The following is a 16,580-nucleotide window of genomic DNA, read 5'->3' on the forward strand; positions in this document are numbered from 1 at the left end:
TCTCGATTACCACGTTTAGTCAACCCAGTTTTGCATCCGTGATTTAAGACGCAGCATAGCCTGACTATGAATTTGACTGACTCGCGATTCGCTCACACTGAGCACTTCGCCAATCTCTTTTAAGTTTAATTCTTCATCATAATACAACGAAAGCACTAAAGCTTCACGTTCTGGCAACGTCGAAATGGTATCAGCCAGCGCCCGATGAAAGGCATCATTCTCTACATCCCGCTGTGGCTCATAGTGCGAGCCGGTAACTTGTTCCGGAATAATGGCGTCTTCTGACACGCCTAGATCTTCCATTCCGATAATGCGCCCCGAGTTTACATCACGCAGGATAGCGTGATATTCATCCAGCGACATCTCCAGTCGCTCAGCCACTTCAACGTCTTTGGCATCGCGGCCGGTGTCGTTTTCGACCAACCGGATAGCCTCTAAAACACGGCGGTGATTTCGATGCACCGAACGTGGCGCCCAGTCGCCGCGGCGTATCTCGTCTAACATCGCGCCGCGAATGCGGATACCGGCAAAGGTCTCAAAACTCGCGCCTTTGCTACCGTCAAAATTACGCGCCGCTTCTAACAACCCAATCATCCCCGACTGAATTAAATCATCGACCTGCACGCTGGCCGGCAAGCGCGCCATCATGTGATGCGCAATGCGTTTTACCAGGCCGGTATGTTGTTCGATGATAGCCTGCCGGTTATCGGCATGGGCGCTGTAAACAGCCGCTTTATTCATTGGCAACATCCTGCTTATTAGCGTTATCGGCAGAAGTTATTAATTGTTCAAGGAAAAATTCCATATGACCGCCGGCTTGTGCCGGAATCGGCCAATCCAGAGCCTTTTTCGCCAACGCTTTTATCGCCAGCGACGCCGGTGATTTGGGGTGCGCCATAACCATGGCTTTTTGTTTGCGAACGGCTAAACGTAAGTTCTCGTCAAACGGAATAATCGCTGACAATTCTATCGCAACATCTAAAAAGCGATCGGTGACCTTGGTCAACTTATTGAACAGCACCTGGCCGTCGCGCAGGTTGCGCACCATATTGGCGACCACTTTAAATTTAAACACACCCTGGTCGCGGCTTAGCACCTTCATCAGCGCATAGGCGTCGGTAATTGAGGTGGGCTCGTCGCAAACCACCACGATAACGTCTTGCGAGGCTCTGGCAAAGCTGACCACGGTGTTACCAATACCGGCAGCGGTGTCGACAATCAATACGTCAAAATCGTGCTGCAGATCGCTGAAGGCCTGAATTAGACTAGCGTGCTCACGTTCAGTTAATTCGACCATAGAGCGGGTGCCGGAGGTCGCCGGGACAATCTTTATGCCGGCCGGCCCTTCGATGAGAATATCGCGCAGCTCGGCAGTGCCATCGAGTACGTGCGAGAGGTTTTTTTGTACCCGCAAGCCCAGCATCACGTCCACATTGGCCAAGCCTAAGTCAGCATCCAGTACCAGTACGCGTTTGCCCTGCTGAGCCATCGCGATAGCCATATTAAGCGACACGTTGGTTTTACCCACGCCGCCTTTGCCACCGGTCACTGCAATTACTTTGATCTTAGATTGTTTCATTCTTCTTAAGCCACTTGCTTGGTCCATGTGCGCGCTACTTCTTTAGTTAATACTAGACTGCCAGTAGGATTTTGGCATTTCTGCCATGTTCGAACAAATGCTTTTGTCATACAAGCGTTCGGCTTCGCTCACTAAATAGTGGGCGTCGGCCACTTTCATGTCTTCCGGCACTTGCTGACCATTTGTTAGATAACTTACCGCCATGCCATGCTCGATGGCAACACTTATACTCTCACCCAGACTCAGACATTCGTCGAGTTTGGTAAAAATACAACCGCTCAGCGGCAGCGTTTTAAACTGTTTTACCGCATCGTTAAGCACTTGTGTTTGCGATGTAGCCGATAATACCAGATATGGGCGAATGCGCAGACGATTATTGTGCAGTAAGGTCGCTAATTGGTCGTTTAAGCGTTTATCGCGCTGACCCATGCCGGCAGTATCAATCAGAATCAGCGATTTATCACGTAATGTGAGCATCGCATCGGCCAGTTCTTTGGCGTTATTAGCGACTTTGACCGGACAGCCAATAATACGGCCATAGGTTTGCAATTGTTCACTGGCACCGATACGGAAGGTATCGGTGGTAATAAGCGCAACGTTATCAGCGCCGTGGCGCTGGGCGTAACGCGCTGCTAACTTAGCAATAGTGGTGGTTTTGCCGACACCGGTAGGGCCAACCAAGGCCACTGCGCCGCCACGCGTCAAAATATCGTCAGCGGTGGTGTTTAACTGACCTTCAAGCAATTGCAGGCATTGCTCCCAGCTATCGTCGTCACCGCCTTCGGGAATAAAGCAGGCGATTTGATCGGCGATGCGTTCGCTTAAACCCATGCCCATCAGGCGTTTGGTCAGCATTGCGCGGATAGGTTCTTCACGTTCGACTTCCTGCTTCATCAGGCCGCTTAGCTGGTGTTGCAGTAGGTCTTTGATGCCGCGAATTTGGGCTTTTAATTCGGCGATTTCTGCGGCGGATCCGCCGGTGACGTGCTCGGGGATTTCGTCATCACGCTGCGCGTGGGCTGTTTGCGCCTGTGGCGCGGCTGTTTCGGCCTGCGGCCGGGCTGTTTTGGGCTGCGCCCAGGCTGTTTGCTCCTGCGGCGCGGCTGTTTGCTGCGTGCCTTCGGCCGCAGCGGCTGTTGGGCTTGTGCCTTCGGCACTCGCTGATTGGCGTTGTAGGAGTTCGGTTAGAGAATTTGCTGGGGTGGGCTCCTGCTGCGCAGTCGCCTCCTCTGCTGGCTGTTGGGCGTCGGGGTCGATGGCGGCGACTATTTCGATGCCGCCGTTAACCTTTTTGTTGGACATGATGACAGCGTCCGGGCCCAGGGTTTCTTTTACCTGCAACAATGCGCGGCGCATATCTTCGGCAAAAAAGCGTTTAATTTTCACAAGCGACTCCCATCCTAACTATTCTGGCCCACGGCTTGGTTTCCGCCGATGGAGCTGACTATCCGAATTTGTTTATCGTCGGGGATTTCCTGATAACTCAGTACTCTCATGCCATCTGTCGCGTGACGGGCAAAACGTGCCATGGTCGAGCGCAGTAGCCCCGAAGTTAGCAACACTGACGGTTCTCCGTTCATTTCCTGTTGCTGATGTACGTCGCGTAATGAGGTTTGTAAGCGTTCTGCCAGGCCGGGTTCGATACCTGCGCCTTGCTGATTGCCCTCATTACCGGCGGCTTGCAGAGACTGATGCAACATCTGTTCCAACTCTGGTGCTAAAGTGACGACAGGCAGCTCTGGCGCGCCTTCCGAGATATCCTGGACAATGAGTCGGCGTAGCGCGATACGTACGGCGGCGGTCAGAACGTCAGGATCTTGACTCCGCGGTGCGTACTCCACCAAGGTCTGCACAATCGTGCGTAAATCGCGGATGGCGATGCCCTCGTCCAGCAGGTTTTGCAGTACTTTAACGAAGTTACCCAGCGACAACATATCGGGAATAAGGCCTTCGGTCAGTTTTGGATGGCTGCGTCCCAGGCGATCCAGCAATTCTTGTGCTTCTTCGTGGCCCAGTAGTTGCGACGCTTGGTTAGTGACAATCTGGCTTAAATGAGTGGCGACAACCGTCGCTGAATCAACCACGGTATAGCCGAGGGTTTGCGCGTGTTCGCGCTGTTCCGGACGGATCCATACCGCATCCAGGCCAAATGCGGGGTCTTTGGTTTTTTCGCCTTCAAGTTCGCCAAATACCTGACCCGGGTTAATGGCCAGTTCCCAGTCGTGACGAATTTCTGCTTCACCCATGGTCACGCCCATCATGGTAATACGGTAGCTGTTAGGGCCTAAATCCAGGTTGTCGCGGATATGAACCGAGGGGACCAGGAACCCAAACTCCTGCGATTGCTTTTTACGCACACCTTTAATGCGCGAGAGCAGTTCCCCGCCTTGTGATTTATCCACCAACGGAATTAAGCGGTAACCCACTTCCAGGCCTAGTGTGTCGACATGACGTACATCGTCCCAACTGAGTTCCTTTTGGGTTTGCTGTTGCTGCTGTTCTTGTTTTTCCTGCTCGACCAGCTCGCCTTCTTGTGACTCGCCTTTTTTAATTTTGAAATAAGCGGCGCCGGCTAAAATCGCTGACATGCTTAAAAAGGCCAGGTGCGGCATGCCGGGAATCACGCCCAAGGCAAATAAAATAGCGCTGGAAATGACCAATACACGGGGGTTGTCGATAAGCTGAAACACCACCGCATCACCCATGTCTTTGGTGTCGTTTTCGCGGGTGATGATAATGGCGGTGGCAACCGAGAGTAGCAGCGATGGAATTTGCGCAACCAGGCCGTCACCGATGGTTAGCAGGGTATAAACTTCAATTGCTTCGCCAAATGTTAGTCCGTGTTGGATCATACCAATCAGGAAGCCGCCGACAATGTTGATTAGCAGGATGAGGATACCGGCGATGGCGTCGCCTTTTACAAATTTACTGGCACCATCCATCGAGCCGTAAAAGTCCGCTTCGCGGGTGACGTCGCTGCGGCGCAGTTTAGCTTCTTCCTGGTTAATAAGGCCGGCATTTAAGTCGGCATCGATAGCCATTTGCTTACCTGGCATGGCGTCGAGGGTAAAACGTGCGGTAACTTCCGAGATACGACCGGCACCCTTGGTAATAACCACGAAGTTAATGATGACGAGAATGGCGAATACCACTAAACCAACAGTGTAGTTGCCGCCGATAACCACGCTACCAAAGGCTTCGATAACGCTACCGGCAGCGCCCGGGCCGTTGTGCCCTTCAAGCAGGACGATACGGGTTGAGGCGACGTTTAGGGATAATCGTAATACCGTGGCGATCAACAATACCGTGGGGAATGCGGCGAAATCGAGCGGCCGTTGGGTATATACTGCTACCAGCATAACCACGAGCGACAAGGTGATAGAGAACGAGAACAGGATATCCAGCATCATTGGCGGAATCGGTAGCACCACCATCGCCAAAATCGCCATTACCGCCATCGGCGTACCGAAGCCTTTGATTAAATGGGGATTTTTTTGCGCAAAGCCTTTTAAACTATTGAGCCGTTCTGCTCCACTCGCCATACATCTTATCTCGCGTCAAAAGTTTGTATCTGGGGTTGGTGCATTCAATATTTGTGCCAAGTTCGGATTTATCGGCGGATGGGGGGCTTCGCCCCGCCGGTGCGCTCCCTGCGGTCGCTAAACCGGCGGGTACTTATGATATGAATTAAGATCTTGGGGCAGTCACGATCCGCGTTTTAAATGAATTCAACGTCAAATTCCGTTAAAACCTCAAATGCCGGCACATCCCGGGAATGCAAAAAGATCGTCAGTAGCCGCCGGCTTAGCGGCGAAGCCGCGTGACGGCGGTTCAAAGCGTATCCCCGACGACGAGGCCCATCGAAGCCGAAATAGCGCACGAATTTATCCGCCAAATCGCAATTCGTGTTTTGAGTCGGAAATCTACACTGGGTTGTTTTGGACGGGAAATCAATGGGTTTTAGTTTGCTTGAAATTTTGGTGTCGATGGCGGTGGTGGCGATCTTGTTGGCGGCGGGGATGCCGGGGTTGCAACAGAGTTCTGAACGGGTGCAAATGCAGGTGTGGAGCGAGCGTATTTTAATGTTGTTGCAACAGCGCAAGGCCTTTGCCATGTCTGAGAACCGGCAGATTACTATTGCTATAGATTCAATCGCGGCTGAGCTGCCCAATGGCTTGAGCCTTAAGCATAATTTTCGTGCGGGTTCGCCGCTGGTTTTCGAGGGTAATAGCGGCTTTGCGCGGGCCGGGAGTATCGAACTTCAAAATGCCGGTTACGGCAGCAAAATTATTATTAGTGGCCTGGGCCGAATTCGCCGTTGTCAGAGCGTTGGCATGGTATTGCCCGGATTTCGCGCATGTTAACGCGCCAGCGCGGTTCAAGCTTGCTAGAAGTCATTGTCGCCGCATCGCTGGGGTTACTGGTGATCCTGGCGGTGCAACAAACCTGGGCGTGGCAAATGGGGCAGCAATTGGGTCACAGCGATTCAACCAAAGCCTTTTTAACCGCCCAGTCGTTATTAGAGCAGCTCACTCAGGATATTACCGATGCCAACCCCGAAGCGATTGACTTACGCGGCAACTGCTATTTACTACCACAGCATGATGGTCGCCAATTAGCCTATCGCGTTAAGAATAAACAAGTGCAGCGCCATACACTGGCTCCTTATTGCCCAACTACTGGCTGGCAAAGTTTAAGTCATTACCATTCGGTTGCGATTAAGTCGCTAACGCTGCAGCTGTTTAAATCGCAGGGTTTGCCCACGCTGTCGATAGCCTTAATGGCAAAATCACCACGAGATGACAGTTTTCATGCCTTTAATCGCGAGGTGGTTTTACATGCGGCACGTTAACTTGTCGTCGCAGCAAGGTTTGGCGGTACTGATGACGGTGGTGACGTTAACGGCATTAAGTTCAATGGCGCTGGCGGGACTGTTATTTCAGGCGCAGGCGTTGCAAGCGCAACAACATCGGCAATGGTTGCTGTTAAAGCAACGTAACGAGCAGCAACTTGCCCGGCAGCAGGCCTATTATGCGCAGCTTGAACAAGAGTAGCGGGTTTTCATTAATCGAAGTACTGGTGGCCGCGGCGATTTTCTCAATCTGGCTACCCAGCAGTTTGTATGCATTGCAGTTAGGCCTGGCGACCCAACTAAAAGTGCAGCAACGCGCTGAACAAGTCGAAGCCATGATGGCGTTGCATGCTGATATCGCAGCGCAATGGCGGAATGGCGCTGTAACGGTCGATAGTCATGATATTGACTGGCAAATCGATGTCATCGACGAACACCGGGCGGTGCTCACTTTATCCACCGGCAGCCATAACCTGAGGTTTTTGCTCACGCGTTAGTGATTACGATAACGCATGGATTGAGTTGCTTAATTTCTATTTGTAATTATTATTGGTAAATATTGGTATTTAAGATGAAAAGTTACTTTATGGCTAAAAATACAAGTATTTCACTTGGTGTTCACTTTGAAAATTTCATTGCTCAACAGATACAAGGCGGTCGCTATGGCTCCGCGAGTGAAGTGGTTCGTTCGGCGTTAAGGCTATTAGAAGAGCGAGAGGAAAAGCTCTCAATGCTAAGAAACGCATTGCAAGAAGGTGAAATGAGCGGCAAAGCAGATTACGACATGGCTTCAATAGTGAGTGAATTGGATGACGAGCGTTATTAATGCGGATTAAGATCAGTCCGTTAGCGAAAAATGATATTAAAGCGATAGCTCGCTACACAGAACAACGATGGGGTCGCTCCAAAAGGCAGAGTTACTTAAAAGCCTTGGATAGTCGAATTATGCAGCTAGCAGACTTTCCCGAAAGCGGCGTAGCATGTGATGAAATTCTGCCTAATTATAGAAAGCTTAGTTTTAACCAACACCTAATTTTTTATCGAAGGCTCAATGTCGAATCACTATTAATCGTGAGAATCCTGCATCAATCGATGGATGTAAAACTCTAAAACTCCAATCGAACGCGCCTACCGCTTTTATCTTATTTCACCGCAACAGCCGCAGCGGCCGAAGGCACGCTGCAAACCGCCGTGCTGAAGGCACAAATAGCCGCCGCGGATGCGGCAGAGAGCCCTTGCGCCGAAGGCGCAAGCTACGAAAAGCGCAAGCTACGCGGTGCGTAGATCGGGTGGGATGGAAAAGGTGATGTTTTCGGCGCGGCCTTCGCGTTCGGTGACGGTTTGGCCGCCCCACTCGCGCAACTGTTCAATAACGGACTGTACCAATACTTCCGGTGCGGAGGCGCCGGCAGTGACGGCCACGCGCGGTTTGTCGTCCAGCCATTCGCGTTTAATGCAGCTGGCGTCGTCAATCAAATACGCTGGTGTGCCCATTTTCTCGGACAATTCGCGTAAGCGATTAGAGTTTGAACTATTGCTGGCACCGACCACCAACATCACATCCGCTTCACCGGCTAATTCACGCACCGCGTCCTGGCGGTTCTGGGTGGCGTAACAAATATCATCTTTGCGTGGCCCGGAAATATTGGGGAACTTAGCGCGTAGAGCCTCAATCACATCAGCCGTGTCGTCTACCGATAAGGTGGTCTGACTCATGTAATGCAGGTTGTCCGGATCTTTCACTTCGAGCTTTTCAACATCCGCCGGCGACTCAACTAAATACATGCCACCGTCTTTATTAGCATACTGGCCCATAGTGCCTTCCACCTCCGGGTGACCGGCGTGACCGATCAGCACGCATTCATGACCTTTGCGGCTGGCACGGGTCACTTCCATATGCACTTTAGTCACTAACGGGCAGGTCGCGTCGAACACTTTTAAGCCACGATCTTTGGCATTCTGGCGCACCGCCTGCGATACCCCATGAGCACTGAAAATCACGATCGCGTCATCCGGCACTTCGTCCAGCTCTTCGACAAATACTGCGCCCGCCTCTTTTAGCGAGTTAACCACGTACTTGTTATGCACCACTTCGTGACGCACATAAATCGGTGGTTCAAAAATCTCCAGCGCCCGTTCAACAATGGTAATGGCACGGTCGACACCGGCACAAAACCCGCGTGGATTGGCTAACAGTATTTGCATCATTCCTCCAGAGCCCGCGCTTAACGCGAATTAGGGCTCAACACTAATAATTTCGACATCAAAGATGACCGTTTGCCCGGCCAACGGATGATTAAAGTCGATGGTCACCGTTGGACCATTAATTTTGCGCACAATTCCCGGTAAATCGGTACCGTCAGGCTGCGTAAACGCCAAAATTGCGCCGACTTCCGGCTTGGTTTCTTCGCTGAACTTAGACGAGTCTACGTAATAGTAGTTGTCCTCGTTCGGCTCGCCAAAGGCATCTTTCGGCTCCAGCGTAAACTCGCGTTTAGCGCCGGCTCGCAAGCCAACCAGGCACGCCTCAAAATTATCGGTCAGGCTGCCATCGCCCATGCGGAACTTGGCCGGCTTACCCGACATTTTGGTACTGTCAGCAACCGAGCCATCAGTCAACTTGATGGTAAAGTGCATGACCACTTCGCGGCCATCTTCTATGGGTAAACGGCTCATACTACTTATTACCCTCTTGATTTTGACCCTTGCGCTCGTCGTCACGACGGTTATCGACAAAGGCTTCGAGTAACATTAACGCAGCACCAATGGTAATCGCCATATCGGCGATATTAAAGGCCGGCCAGTGCCAGCCCTGATAATGCACGTCTAAAAAGTCGATGACATAACCATACATCATACGATCCGCCACGTTGCCAATAGCACCGGATAGAATCAGCGCAAAAGACAAATTTTGACGCCAGAAACTAACCGGGTTACGGCGCAGCCAAATCAACAGCACCGCACTGATGGCCACCGCGATAACGGTAAAGAACCAGCGTTGCCAGCCGCCGCCATCACTTAAAAAGCTAAACGCAGCGCCGTAGTTATGCACATAGGTAAAGTTGAACAAACCATCGATAATCACGCGGCTTTCGTACAATTCAAATTCTGCGGCAACCCACAGCTTGGTGATCTGGTCAACGATCACCATCAATACCGTAAGCCACAAATAGCGCAAGCCAGAAGCGCGTTTTTTAAGCGTTTGATTAGGCAAAACGACGTTCCTCACCTGCTCCGTCAATGTTAGTCACGCAGCGCTGACACAAGTCATCATGCCCGGCGATGGTGCCGACTTCTTCGCGATGATGCCAGCAGCGCTCACATTTTTTATGTACTGTCGCTTTAACCGCAACGGCCAGCGGCAACTGCTCGGCTTTAACCGCATCGTCACCCGCATCGCTTAGCGGCTTAACGCTGGCTCCCGACGTCAGCAAGGCAAAGCGCAACTCGTCACCTAAACGCGACAGTTTTTGCGCCAGAGCGTCATCGGCATACAAGGTCACTTCAGCCTGCAACGAGCCACCAATCACGTCATTGCGACGTGCCTGTTCCAGCGCCTGGTTAACATTGTCACGCACTTCCAGCAACTGCATCCAGAACTGGTTTTCTTCGTCTTTTACCCCGGCAAACTCGTCAAAACCGGCATACCAGGCTTCGGTAAACACGTATTTTGAACGCTCGCCAGGCAACAGTTCCCAGATTTCCTGCGCGGTAAAGCTACAAATCGGCGCCATCCAGCGCACCAGCGCTTCGGCGATATGATGTAAAGCCGTCTGACACGAGCGGCGCGCCAGGCTATCTGATTTAGCGGTGTACTGGCGATCCTTGATGATATCCAGATAAAAGCTACCCAGCTCGATAGAGCAGAAGTGCATCAGTTTTTGCACCACCGTCAGGAACTGGTAGTTGTTGTAATGCTCTACCAACTGTTTTTGCAGGTCGGCGGCACGGCCGACAATCCAGCGATCCAGCTCAACCATGTCCTGCATCGCAACACTGTGCTCAGCGGGCTCAAAGCCGCTTAAGTTAGCGAGCAAGAAGCGCGAGGTATTACGGATACGACGATACGCGTCAGCCGAGCGCTTCAGAATTTCGTCCGATACCGTCATTTCGCCGGAGTAATCCGCTGAAGCAACCCACAGGCGCAGGATGTCGCCACCGAGCTTGTTCATCACGTCTTGCGGCGCCACCACGTTGCCGATGGACTTGGACATTTTGCGGCCCTTGGCATCAACGGTAAAGCCGTGCGTCAGCACCTGGTGATACGGCGCTTCTTCGTACATCGCAACACCAGTCACCAACGAGCTCTGGAACCAACCGCGGTGCTGATCCGAACCTTCTAAGTATAAATCCGCCGGCCAGCTCAAGCCTTTAAATTCGCGCAGTACACAGTGGTGCGTCACGCCCGAGTCAAACCAAACGTCCAGCGTATCGGTGACTTTGCGATAGTCCTTAGCTTCGTCGCCTAATAAGGTTTCCGGCTCTAAATCGAACCACGCCTGCACGCCGTCTTTTTCAATTAGCTGCGCGACTTTTTCCATTAGTTCCAGCGTATTCGGGTGCAATTCTTCGGTTTCGCGGTGCACAAACACAGCAATGGGGTTACCCCAGGTACGTTGCCGCGAGATACACCAATCCGGACGGCCTTCAACCATCGACGCAATACGGCTTTCGCCCCACTCCGGGAACCAACCAACTTTTTTGATTTGCTCCAGCGCTTTCTGGCGCAGGCCTTGTTTTTCCATGCTGATAAACCACTGCGGTGTGGCACGGAAAATAATCGGCGTTTTATGGCGCCAGCAATGCGGATACGAGTGCTCGTAGGCCTCGGCATGCATCAGGTTACCGGCATCGCGCAAGGCATCCACAATAGGCTCGTTGGCTTTAAACACGTGCTGACCGGCAAACAATGGCGTGTCGTCTTTGTAAACGCCGTTGTCACCCACCGGATTGTAAACCTCGAGACCGTATTTTTGCCCGACTAAGAAGTCATCAACACCATGGCCCGGCGCGGTGTGTACACAACCGGTACCACTTTCGGTGGTCACGTGGTCGCCTAAAATAACCGGTACGTTAAAGTCGTACAGCGGGTGATTCAGCTGCAGCCCTTCGATGTCTTTACCCGTGGCAAAACCGAGTTTGTGGTAATGGCTAATACCCCAGCGATCCATACAATCGTTAACCAGGTCACTGGCTAAGATCAGGCGCTCAGCCTCATGCTCATCGTCTTTTTCGATTTGCACCAACGCGTACTCCAGGCCTTCGGCCAGCGTTACCGCGCGGTTGGCCGGAATGGTCCATGGCGTGGTAGTCCAGATAACCATGCTCAGTTTGCCTTCGCCGGTATGCCCTTCCGGCGTGCTAAAACGACTTAGCGCTTCTTCGGTGGCAGCCAACGGCATTTTGACGTCAATCGCCGGCGAGGTTTTGTCTTTATACTCGACTTCTGCTTCAGCCAGCGCCGAACCACAGTCGGTACACCAATGCACTGGTTTAAAGCCCTGATGCAGGTGGCCGTTATCAATAATTTTTGCCAATGCACGAACGCTGTCGGCTTCCTGCTTAAAGTTCATGGTCAGATAAGGATTATCCCAATCACCAAACACCCCTAAGCGTTTGAAGTCTTCGCGTTGCTGATCGATTTGCGTGTGCGCGTACTCGCGGCATTTTTCGCGGAACTGGGCTAAATCGAGCTTTTTACCCGGTTTGCCGTGTTTTTTCTCGACTTGCAGCTCGATTGGCAGGCCGTGACAGTCCCAGCCCGGCACATAAGGCGCGTCAAAATCACTCAGCGTCTTCGCTTTTACGATAACGTCCTTCAGAATTTTGTTAACCGCGTGACCGATATGAATTTTGCCGTTAGCGTACGGAGGGCCATCATGCAAAATAAAACTGGGCTTGCCCGCTTTGGCTTTACGAATTTCTCCGTAAAGATCATCGGCGTACCAGTCTTGTAGCATTTTAGGTTCGCGTTGCGCCAAGTTGCCGCGCATCGGGAACGCCGTGTCCGGCAGGTTTAACGTATGCTTGTAATCACTCATGGGTCACTGTTTCCATTTCCGCATTTTTTAACGACATCGCGCTAGCTTTTGGCTGTGTGTTGCGCCAGTAATTGCTTAGCACGAGCGGCATCTTTTTGAATTTGCTGTTTTAATTGGTCGAGCGAGGCAAACCGCTGCTCGGCCCGTAATTTGGCAACCGGTGTAACGGTCACGTGCTGACCGTACAGATTGCCTGAAAAATCGAATAAATGCACTTCTAATTGGACTTCGTCGCCGTTTAGCGTTGGCCGTGTGCCGAGGTTGGCGACACCCTCGAAGGCTTCGCGGTTTAGGCGCTGCGCGCGGTGTAGCTCGCTGCCTTCGGCGCGAGGGTTTAGGTGCTCGCTTCGCTCGCACGGTAAACCTACTGTTTTGTCGATCTCTACATTTACTGCGAAGACGCCGTGTAGGGGGCTTTTTAGGCGTTTTAGCGGGATGTTGGCGGTGGGGAAGCCGATGGTGCGGCCGTTTTTGCGGCCGTGTACGACTTTGCCCTGCATTTGGTAAGGGCGGCCGAGCATCGCTTCGGCGTTTTCGAAGTCGCCTTCATTCAACGCCTGTCGGATCGCGGTGCTGCTAACCCGCTGTTGTTGCTGCCGGTAGCTGCGCGTATCCACCACTTCAAAGCCCAGCTCTTTGCCCGCTTTCGTCAGTAGTTCAAAATCGCCTTCGCGCTTAAAGCCAAAGCGAAAGTCATCGCCCACCACCAGGAATTTTACACCCAGCTTGTCGACTAAGGTTTTTTCTATAAATTCCCGTGCCGGTTGGCTGGCGAATTTTTTATTAAATTCAATAACGATATGGCGGTCGACGCCCTGGTCGCGCAAGGCCAGGTATTTTTCGCGCCAATTAGTTAGCCGTGCCGGGGCTTTTTCCGGTTGAAAAAGTTCTTGTGGCTGCGGCTCAAACGTCATCACAGCAGCGGGTACGCCCAGCGCTTTTGCCTTCGCACAAACTTGTTGCAGTACTGCCTGGTGCCCAAGGTGCACGCCGTCAAAGTTGCCGATGGTTAATACGCAACCCCGGTGCTTTGCGCGCAAATTGTGTGTACCGCGAATGAGTTCCATGACGGGCGAGTCCGTACCCTGTTTTTGCTTTGTTTAAGAAAGCGCCGATTATAACTTAAAGCTAAGCGTTAAACCACGGCTGTTTGAAGCTGAGCGCTAGGCGCCCCTGCGGGGCTTGCTTGGCTCCGCGTCGCTGCGCTTGCGGTTTGCTGGGCGCGGACTTTGTCTGCTTGCCTGGCGGCGCTTCGCGCCTTGCTCAACCGATAACTGCTCGCGCCTGCGGCGCGAGGCGAAAAAATCGACCTCAACGGTGGCCGGCAATGTGCCTTGGTCTTAGACCCATGATTAATAACGAAACCAAGTATGCTGCGGCGCTTAAGCCGATGACCTGTGCCAGTAGCCAGGGACGTTCGATGGCGGAGGTGGTGCGCCAGGCTTCGGTGGCGGGGCTGAACCATTGGATGGCGGCGACCATCACTGCTGTGGCGACAATAACCTGAATAATAAAACGCCAGGTGCCGGGTTGGGCTTTTAATACCCCTTCTTTATGTAACGTAAAACCGAGTAAACCGGCGTTGATGGCGGCGGAAGCGGCGGTGGCCATGGCCAAACCGACGTAGCTAAAGGGTATCGCCAGTGCGATGTTAAAGACCATATTGGCGACCATCGCGATAATACCGAATTTTACCGGGCGTTTAGTGTCCTGGCGCGAATAAAATCCGGTGGCGAGCACTTTTACCAGCATAAAACTCAGCAGGCCGGCGGAATACGCCATCAGGCTATAGGACGCCATGCGCGCGTCGTCGGGCGAGAACGCACCGTGCATAAAAAGCACCATCAACATAGGTTCAGCCAAAAAGAACAGCCCAGCCATGGCCGGCACACCCAGGATCAGCACCATGCGAATGCCCCAATCGAGGGTTTTGGTAAATTCTTGAGGTGATTTATCCACGTGTCGCGATGAAAGTGCCGGCAATATGACCGTGGCTATGGCGATGCCAAACAAGCCCAACGGGAATTCAAGCAGGCGATCAGAGTAGTACAGCCAGCTAATCGAGCCGGTCATCAGAAAGCTCGCAATAAGCGTGTCGAGCAGTAAATTAATCTGACTGACGGACACCCCGAAAATCGCCGGTAACATCAGTTTGCGAATTTTAGTGACGCCGGGATCTTTCCAACCCCACTGCGGCTTAACCAACAACCCCGCTTTTTTCAAAAACGGAATTTGGAACAACAACTGGATCAAACCACCAAAAAACACGCCCCAGGCGAGGCCATACTCGGGTTGTTCCAGATTGGGTGCCAGCCAAATGGCGGCAGAAATAATGGCAATATTCAAAAATACCGGGGTAAACGCCGCTACCGCGAACTTGCCCAGGGTATTAAGGATCGCACCCGCCATGGCGGTAAAGGTAATGAACCATAAATAGGGAAAGGTGATGCGAAGCAAGTCGCTGGCGAGTACAAACTTCTCGCCCTGCGGACCGTCGTTCCACCAGTCCAGAAACCAGCCCATACCAAATAGTGCAGTTACGACCGGCGAAGCGATAACGCCAAAAATGGTGACTACCGTAATAATCGTGCCCAGGGTGCCGGATACACGAGCGATAAGCAGCTGCTGCTCCGGCAGCTCCCTGCCCTGCTTATATTCGGTCAGCACTGGTACAAACGCCTGCGCAAACGCACCCTCGGCAAACAGGCGTCTTAAGAAATTGGGTATTTTGTTGGCAAAAAAGAACACATCTGCCGCCGCGCCAGCACCCATTAGGTTGGCGATAACCACATCGCGCACCAAGCCCAGAACCCGCGAAATGAGGGTCATGAAGCTGACGATGAAACCGGATTTTAAAAGGGACTTCGACACAACAATCCTTTGTTGGCTTCGCCAACGGCTATTTGTCGCTGCGCGACGGCTGTTTGCGGACGTTGTCCGCGGCTGTTTTCGGCTTCGCCGAGGCTGTTTGCTGCTTGCTACGCGCGCAGCGGCTATTTGCGCTTGCGGCGCGGCTTTTTCGGCTCGCTTTGCTCGCCGAGGGAATTATGGTCGTTGTTATGAAGGACATATCGTAAATTTACGTTTCCTGTCATATAGAACAGACTGCCCGTTCCACCTGTTTTTTAAAGCTTAGAGGCAAACTATTGGGCGTTAACACATCTAGCTCGACACCTAAAAGCTCGCCGAGCTCAAACTTGATGGCTCCAATATCAAACAGTGTTGTTTCTGGAGTTGTTTCCACTAATAAGTCGAGATCACTGCCTTCAACGTCTGTGTTGGACGCAACTGAACCAAACACTCGCACATTTTTTGCGTGATGCTTCTCAACGATTTGTTGGATTTCTTCACGGTGCCTCGTTAATAGCTTGGTTAAATCCGCCATAAAATCTCCTCGGTTACTTCACGAAATATAACCGATCGGTTTGACTTATGCCATTAGTAGTCGCGCTGAAAGCGCGACCTACGCACGCCCCGCGCAAGCGCAGCGAGCCCAAAAAAGCCGCGCCGCAGGCGCAAATAGCCGCTGCGAGCGTAGCAAGCAGCAAACAGCCTCGGCGAAGCCGAAAACCGCCGCGGACGCAGTCCGCAAAAAGCCATCTTTTTTCCCGGATAGCTGTTGACTTTTCCGTCAGAAAAGGCATAATCTGCGGCCTTTATAAGACAAGCGTAAGTTAACGAATTTTAGGAGTTCACCTTGGCTAACATTAAGTCTGCTAAAAAGCGTGCGATCCAAGCCGAGAAAAATCGCCGCCACAATGCAAGCCGTCGCTCAATGATGCGTACATACCTCAAGCGCGTAAATGCTGCGATTGAGAGCAAAAACAAAGAAGCTGCAACTGCAGCACTTAAAGACGTAGCTCCAATGCTGGATCGTTACGCAACTAAAGGCCTGATCAGCAAAAACAAAGCGGCACGTCATAAGAGCCGTTTAAACGCTAAGATCCAAGCGCTTTAAAGATATTTACTGACCTAAGCTGTTAGCGTAGGGAAAGAAAAGCCGGCTAAAAGCTTAATGCTTGTCAGTTAAGCTAATGGCTAGCGGCTTTATAAGGCGACCGCATCGGATAACGTTGCGGTCGCCTTTTTATTGCACGAGGATAATGCC

18 protein-coding genes are annotated in these 16,580 nt (G+C 52.1%); 7 read left to right on the forward strand and 11 right to left on the reverse strand.

The annotated features are described in order from the left end of the window. Positions 1-15: 15 nt before the first annotated feature. The 4 genes from DEU29_RS09865 to flhA are packed head-to-tail and all read right to left on the reverse strand — an operon-like array spanning position 16 to position 5,121. Entirely contained in the window at positions 16-741 is a 726-nt protein-coding gene (locus tag DEU29_RS09865; RefSeq protein ID WP_133540186.1) for an RNA polymerase sigma factor FliA, read from the reverse strand. After that, a complete protein-coding gene (locus DEU29_RS09870; RefSeq protein WP_133540187.1) occupies positions 734-1,606 on the reverse strand; it encodes a MinD/ParA family protein in 873 nt (290 codons plus the stop codon). The genes DEU29_RS09865 and DEU29_RS09870 overlap by 8 nt, the downstream gene beginning before the upstream one ends. Before the next feature lie 15 nt (positions 1,607-1,621). Then, on the reverse strand, positions 1,622-2,965 hold the full coding sequence (flhF, locus tag DEU29_RS09875) for a flagellar biosynthesis protein FlhF (protein ID WP_133540188.1): 1,344 nt from the start codon (positions 2,963-2,965) through the stop codon (positions 1,622-1,624). Between the two features lie 14 nt (positions 2,966-2,979). Then, positions 2,980-5,121: a flagellar biosynthesis protein FlhA gene (gene flhA, locus DEU29_RS09880; protein WP_133540189.1), complete on the reverse strand. Its 2,142-nt coding sequence runs from the start codon at positions 5,119-5,121 to the stop codon at positions 2,980-2,982. Positions 5,122-5,532: 411 nt separating this feature from the next. Here flhA and DEU29_RS09885 point away from each other — a divergent pair, with 411 nt between their 5' ends. From DEU29_RS09885 to DEU29_RS14275, 6 genes are all read left to right on the forward strand, one after another. After that, on the forward strand, positions 5,533-5,943 hold the full coding sequence (locus DEU29_RS09885; protein WP_133540190.1) for a prepilin-type N-terminal cleavage/methylation domain-containing protein: 411 nt from the start codon (positions 5,533-5,535) through the stop codon (positions 5,941-5,943). Continuing rightward, positions 5,937-6,431 carry a hypothetical protein gene (locus tag DEU29_RS09890; RefSeq protein WP_133540191.1) on the forward strand — a complete coding sequence of 165 codons (495 nt, stop codon included), beginning with the start codon at positions 5,937-5,939 and terminating at the stop codon, positions 6,429-6,431. The genes DEU29_RS09885 and DEU29_RS09890 overlap by 7 nt, the downstream gene beginning before the upstream one ends. After that, positions 6,418-6,633 carry a Type II secretion pathway-like protein gene (locus tag DEU29_RS09895; RefSeq protein WP_133540192.1) on the forward strand — a complete coding sequence of 72 codons (216 nt, stop codon included), beginning with the start codon at positions 6,418-6,420 and terminating at the stop codon, positions 6,631-6,633. The genes DEU29_RS09890 and DEU29_RS09895 overlap by 14 nt, the downstream gene beginning before the upstream one ends. Next, a complete protein-coding gene (locus DEU29_RS09900; protein ID WP_133540193.1) occupies positions 6,611-6,928 on the forward strand; it encodes a PulJ/GspJ family protein in 318 nt (105 codons plus the stop codon). The genes DEU29_RS09895 and DEU29_RS09900 overlap by 23 nt, the downstream gene beginning before the upstream one ends. Positions 6,929-7,017: 89 nt before the next feature. Further along, a complete protein-coding gene (locus DEU29_RS09905; RefSeq protein ID WP_133540194.1) occupies positions 7,018-7,257 on the forward strand; it encodes a type II toxin-antitoxin system ParD family antitoxin in 240 nt (79 codons plus the stop codon). Then, positions 7,257-7,541, forward strand: coding sequence for a type II toxin-antitoxin system RelE/ParE family toxin (locus tag DEU29_RS14275; RefSeq protein WP_133540195.1), 285 nt, complete (start codon positions 7,257-7,259; stop codon positions 7,539-7,541). The genes DEU29_RS09905 and DEU29_RS14275 overlap by 1 nt, the downstream gene beginning before the upstream one ends. Before the next feature lie 159 nt (positions 7,542-7,700). On the opposite strand, the gene ispH is transcribed toward DEU29_RS14275, so the two are convergent. From ispH to DEU29_RS09945, 7 genes are all read right to left on the reverse strand, one after another. Beyond that, the gene (gene ispH / locus DEU29_RS09915; RefSeq protein WP_133540208.1) at positions 7,701-8,636 is read right to left on the reverse strand and encodes a 4-hydroxy-3-methylbut-2-enyl diphosphate reductase; all 936 of its coding nucleotides are present in this window, start codon (positions 8,634-8,636) and stop codon (positions 7,701-7,703) included. Between the two features lie 30 nt (positions 8,637-8,666). Then, entirely contained in the window at positions 8,667-9,107 is a 441-nt protein-coding gene (fkpB, locus tag DEU29_RS09920) for an FKBP-type peptidyl-prolyl cis-trans isomerase (protein ID WP_133540196.1), read from the reverse strand. 1 nt (position 9,108) lies between these two features. Beyond that, positions 9,109-9,645 (reverse strand): signal peptidase II, encoded by a 537-nt coding sequence (gene lspA, locus DEU29_RS09925; RefSeq protein WP_133540197.1) that lies wholly within the window; start codon positions 9,643-9,645, stop codon positions 9,109-9,111. Then, the gene (ileS, locus tag DEU29_RS09930; RefSeq protein WP_133540198.1) at positions 9,638-12,472 is read right to left on the reverse strand and encodes an isoleucine--tRNA ligase; all 2,835 of its coding nucleotides are present in this window, start codon (positions 12,470-12,472) and stop codon (positions 9,638-9,640) included. The genes lspA and ileS overlap by 8 nt, the downstream gene beginning before the upstream one ends. A 41-nt stretch (positions 12,473-12,513) precedes the next feature. Continuing rightward, positions 12,514-13,539 carry a bifunctional riboflavin kinase/FAD synthetase gene (gene ribF / locus DEU29_RS09935; RefSeq protein ID WP_133540199.1) on the reverse strand — a complete coding sequence of 342 codons (1,026 nt, stop codon included), beginning with the start codon at positions 13,537-13,539 and terminating at the stop codon, positions 12,514-12,516. A gap of 244 nt (positions 13,540-13,783) precedes the next feature. Beyond that, entirely contained in the window at positions 13,784-15,343 is a 1,560-nt protein-coding gene (gene murJ / locus DEU29_RS09940) for a murein biosynthesis integral membrane protein MurJ (RefSeq protein ID WP_133540200.1), read from the reverse strand. 220 nt (positions 15,344-15,563) lie between these two features. Further along, positions 15,564-15,857, reverse strand: coding sequence for a nucleotidyltransferase family protein (locus DEU29_RS09945; protein ID WP_133540201.1), 294 nt, complete (start codon positions 15,855-15,857; stop codon positions 15,564-15,566). A gap of 312 nt (positions 15,858-16,169) precedes the next feature. On the opposite strand from DEU29_RS09945, the gene rpsT reads away from it, so the two are divergent. Next, positions 16,170-16,430, forward strand: a complete 261-nt coding sequence (rpsT, locus tag DEU29_RS09950) for a 30S ribosomal protein S20 (RefSeq protein ID WP_133540202.1) — start codon at positions 16,170-16,172, stop codon at positions 16,428-16,430. The last annotated feature ends 150 nt before the right edge of the window (positions 16,431-16,580 follow it).

Origin of the sequence: Idiomarina aquatica (assembly GCF_004362895.1) — a bacterium.
Taxonomy (GTDB): Bacteria; Pseudomonadota; Gammaproteobacteria; order Enterobacterales; family Alteromonadaceae; genus Idiomarina.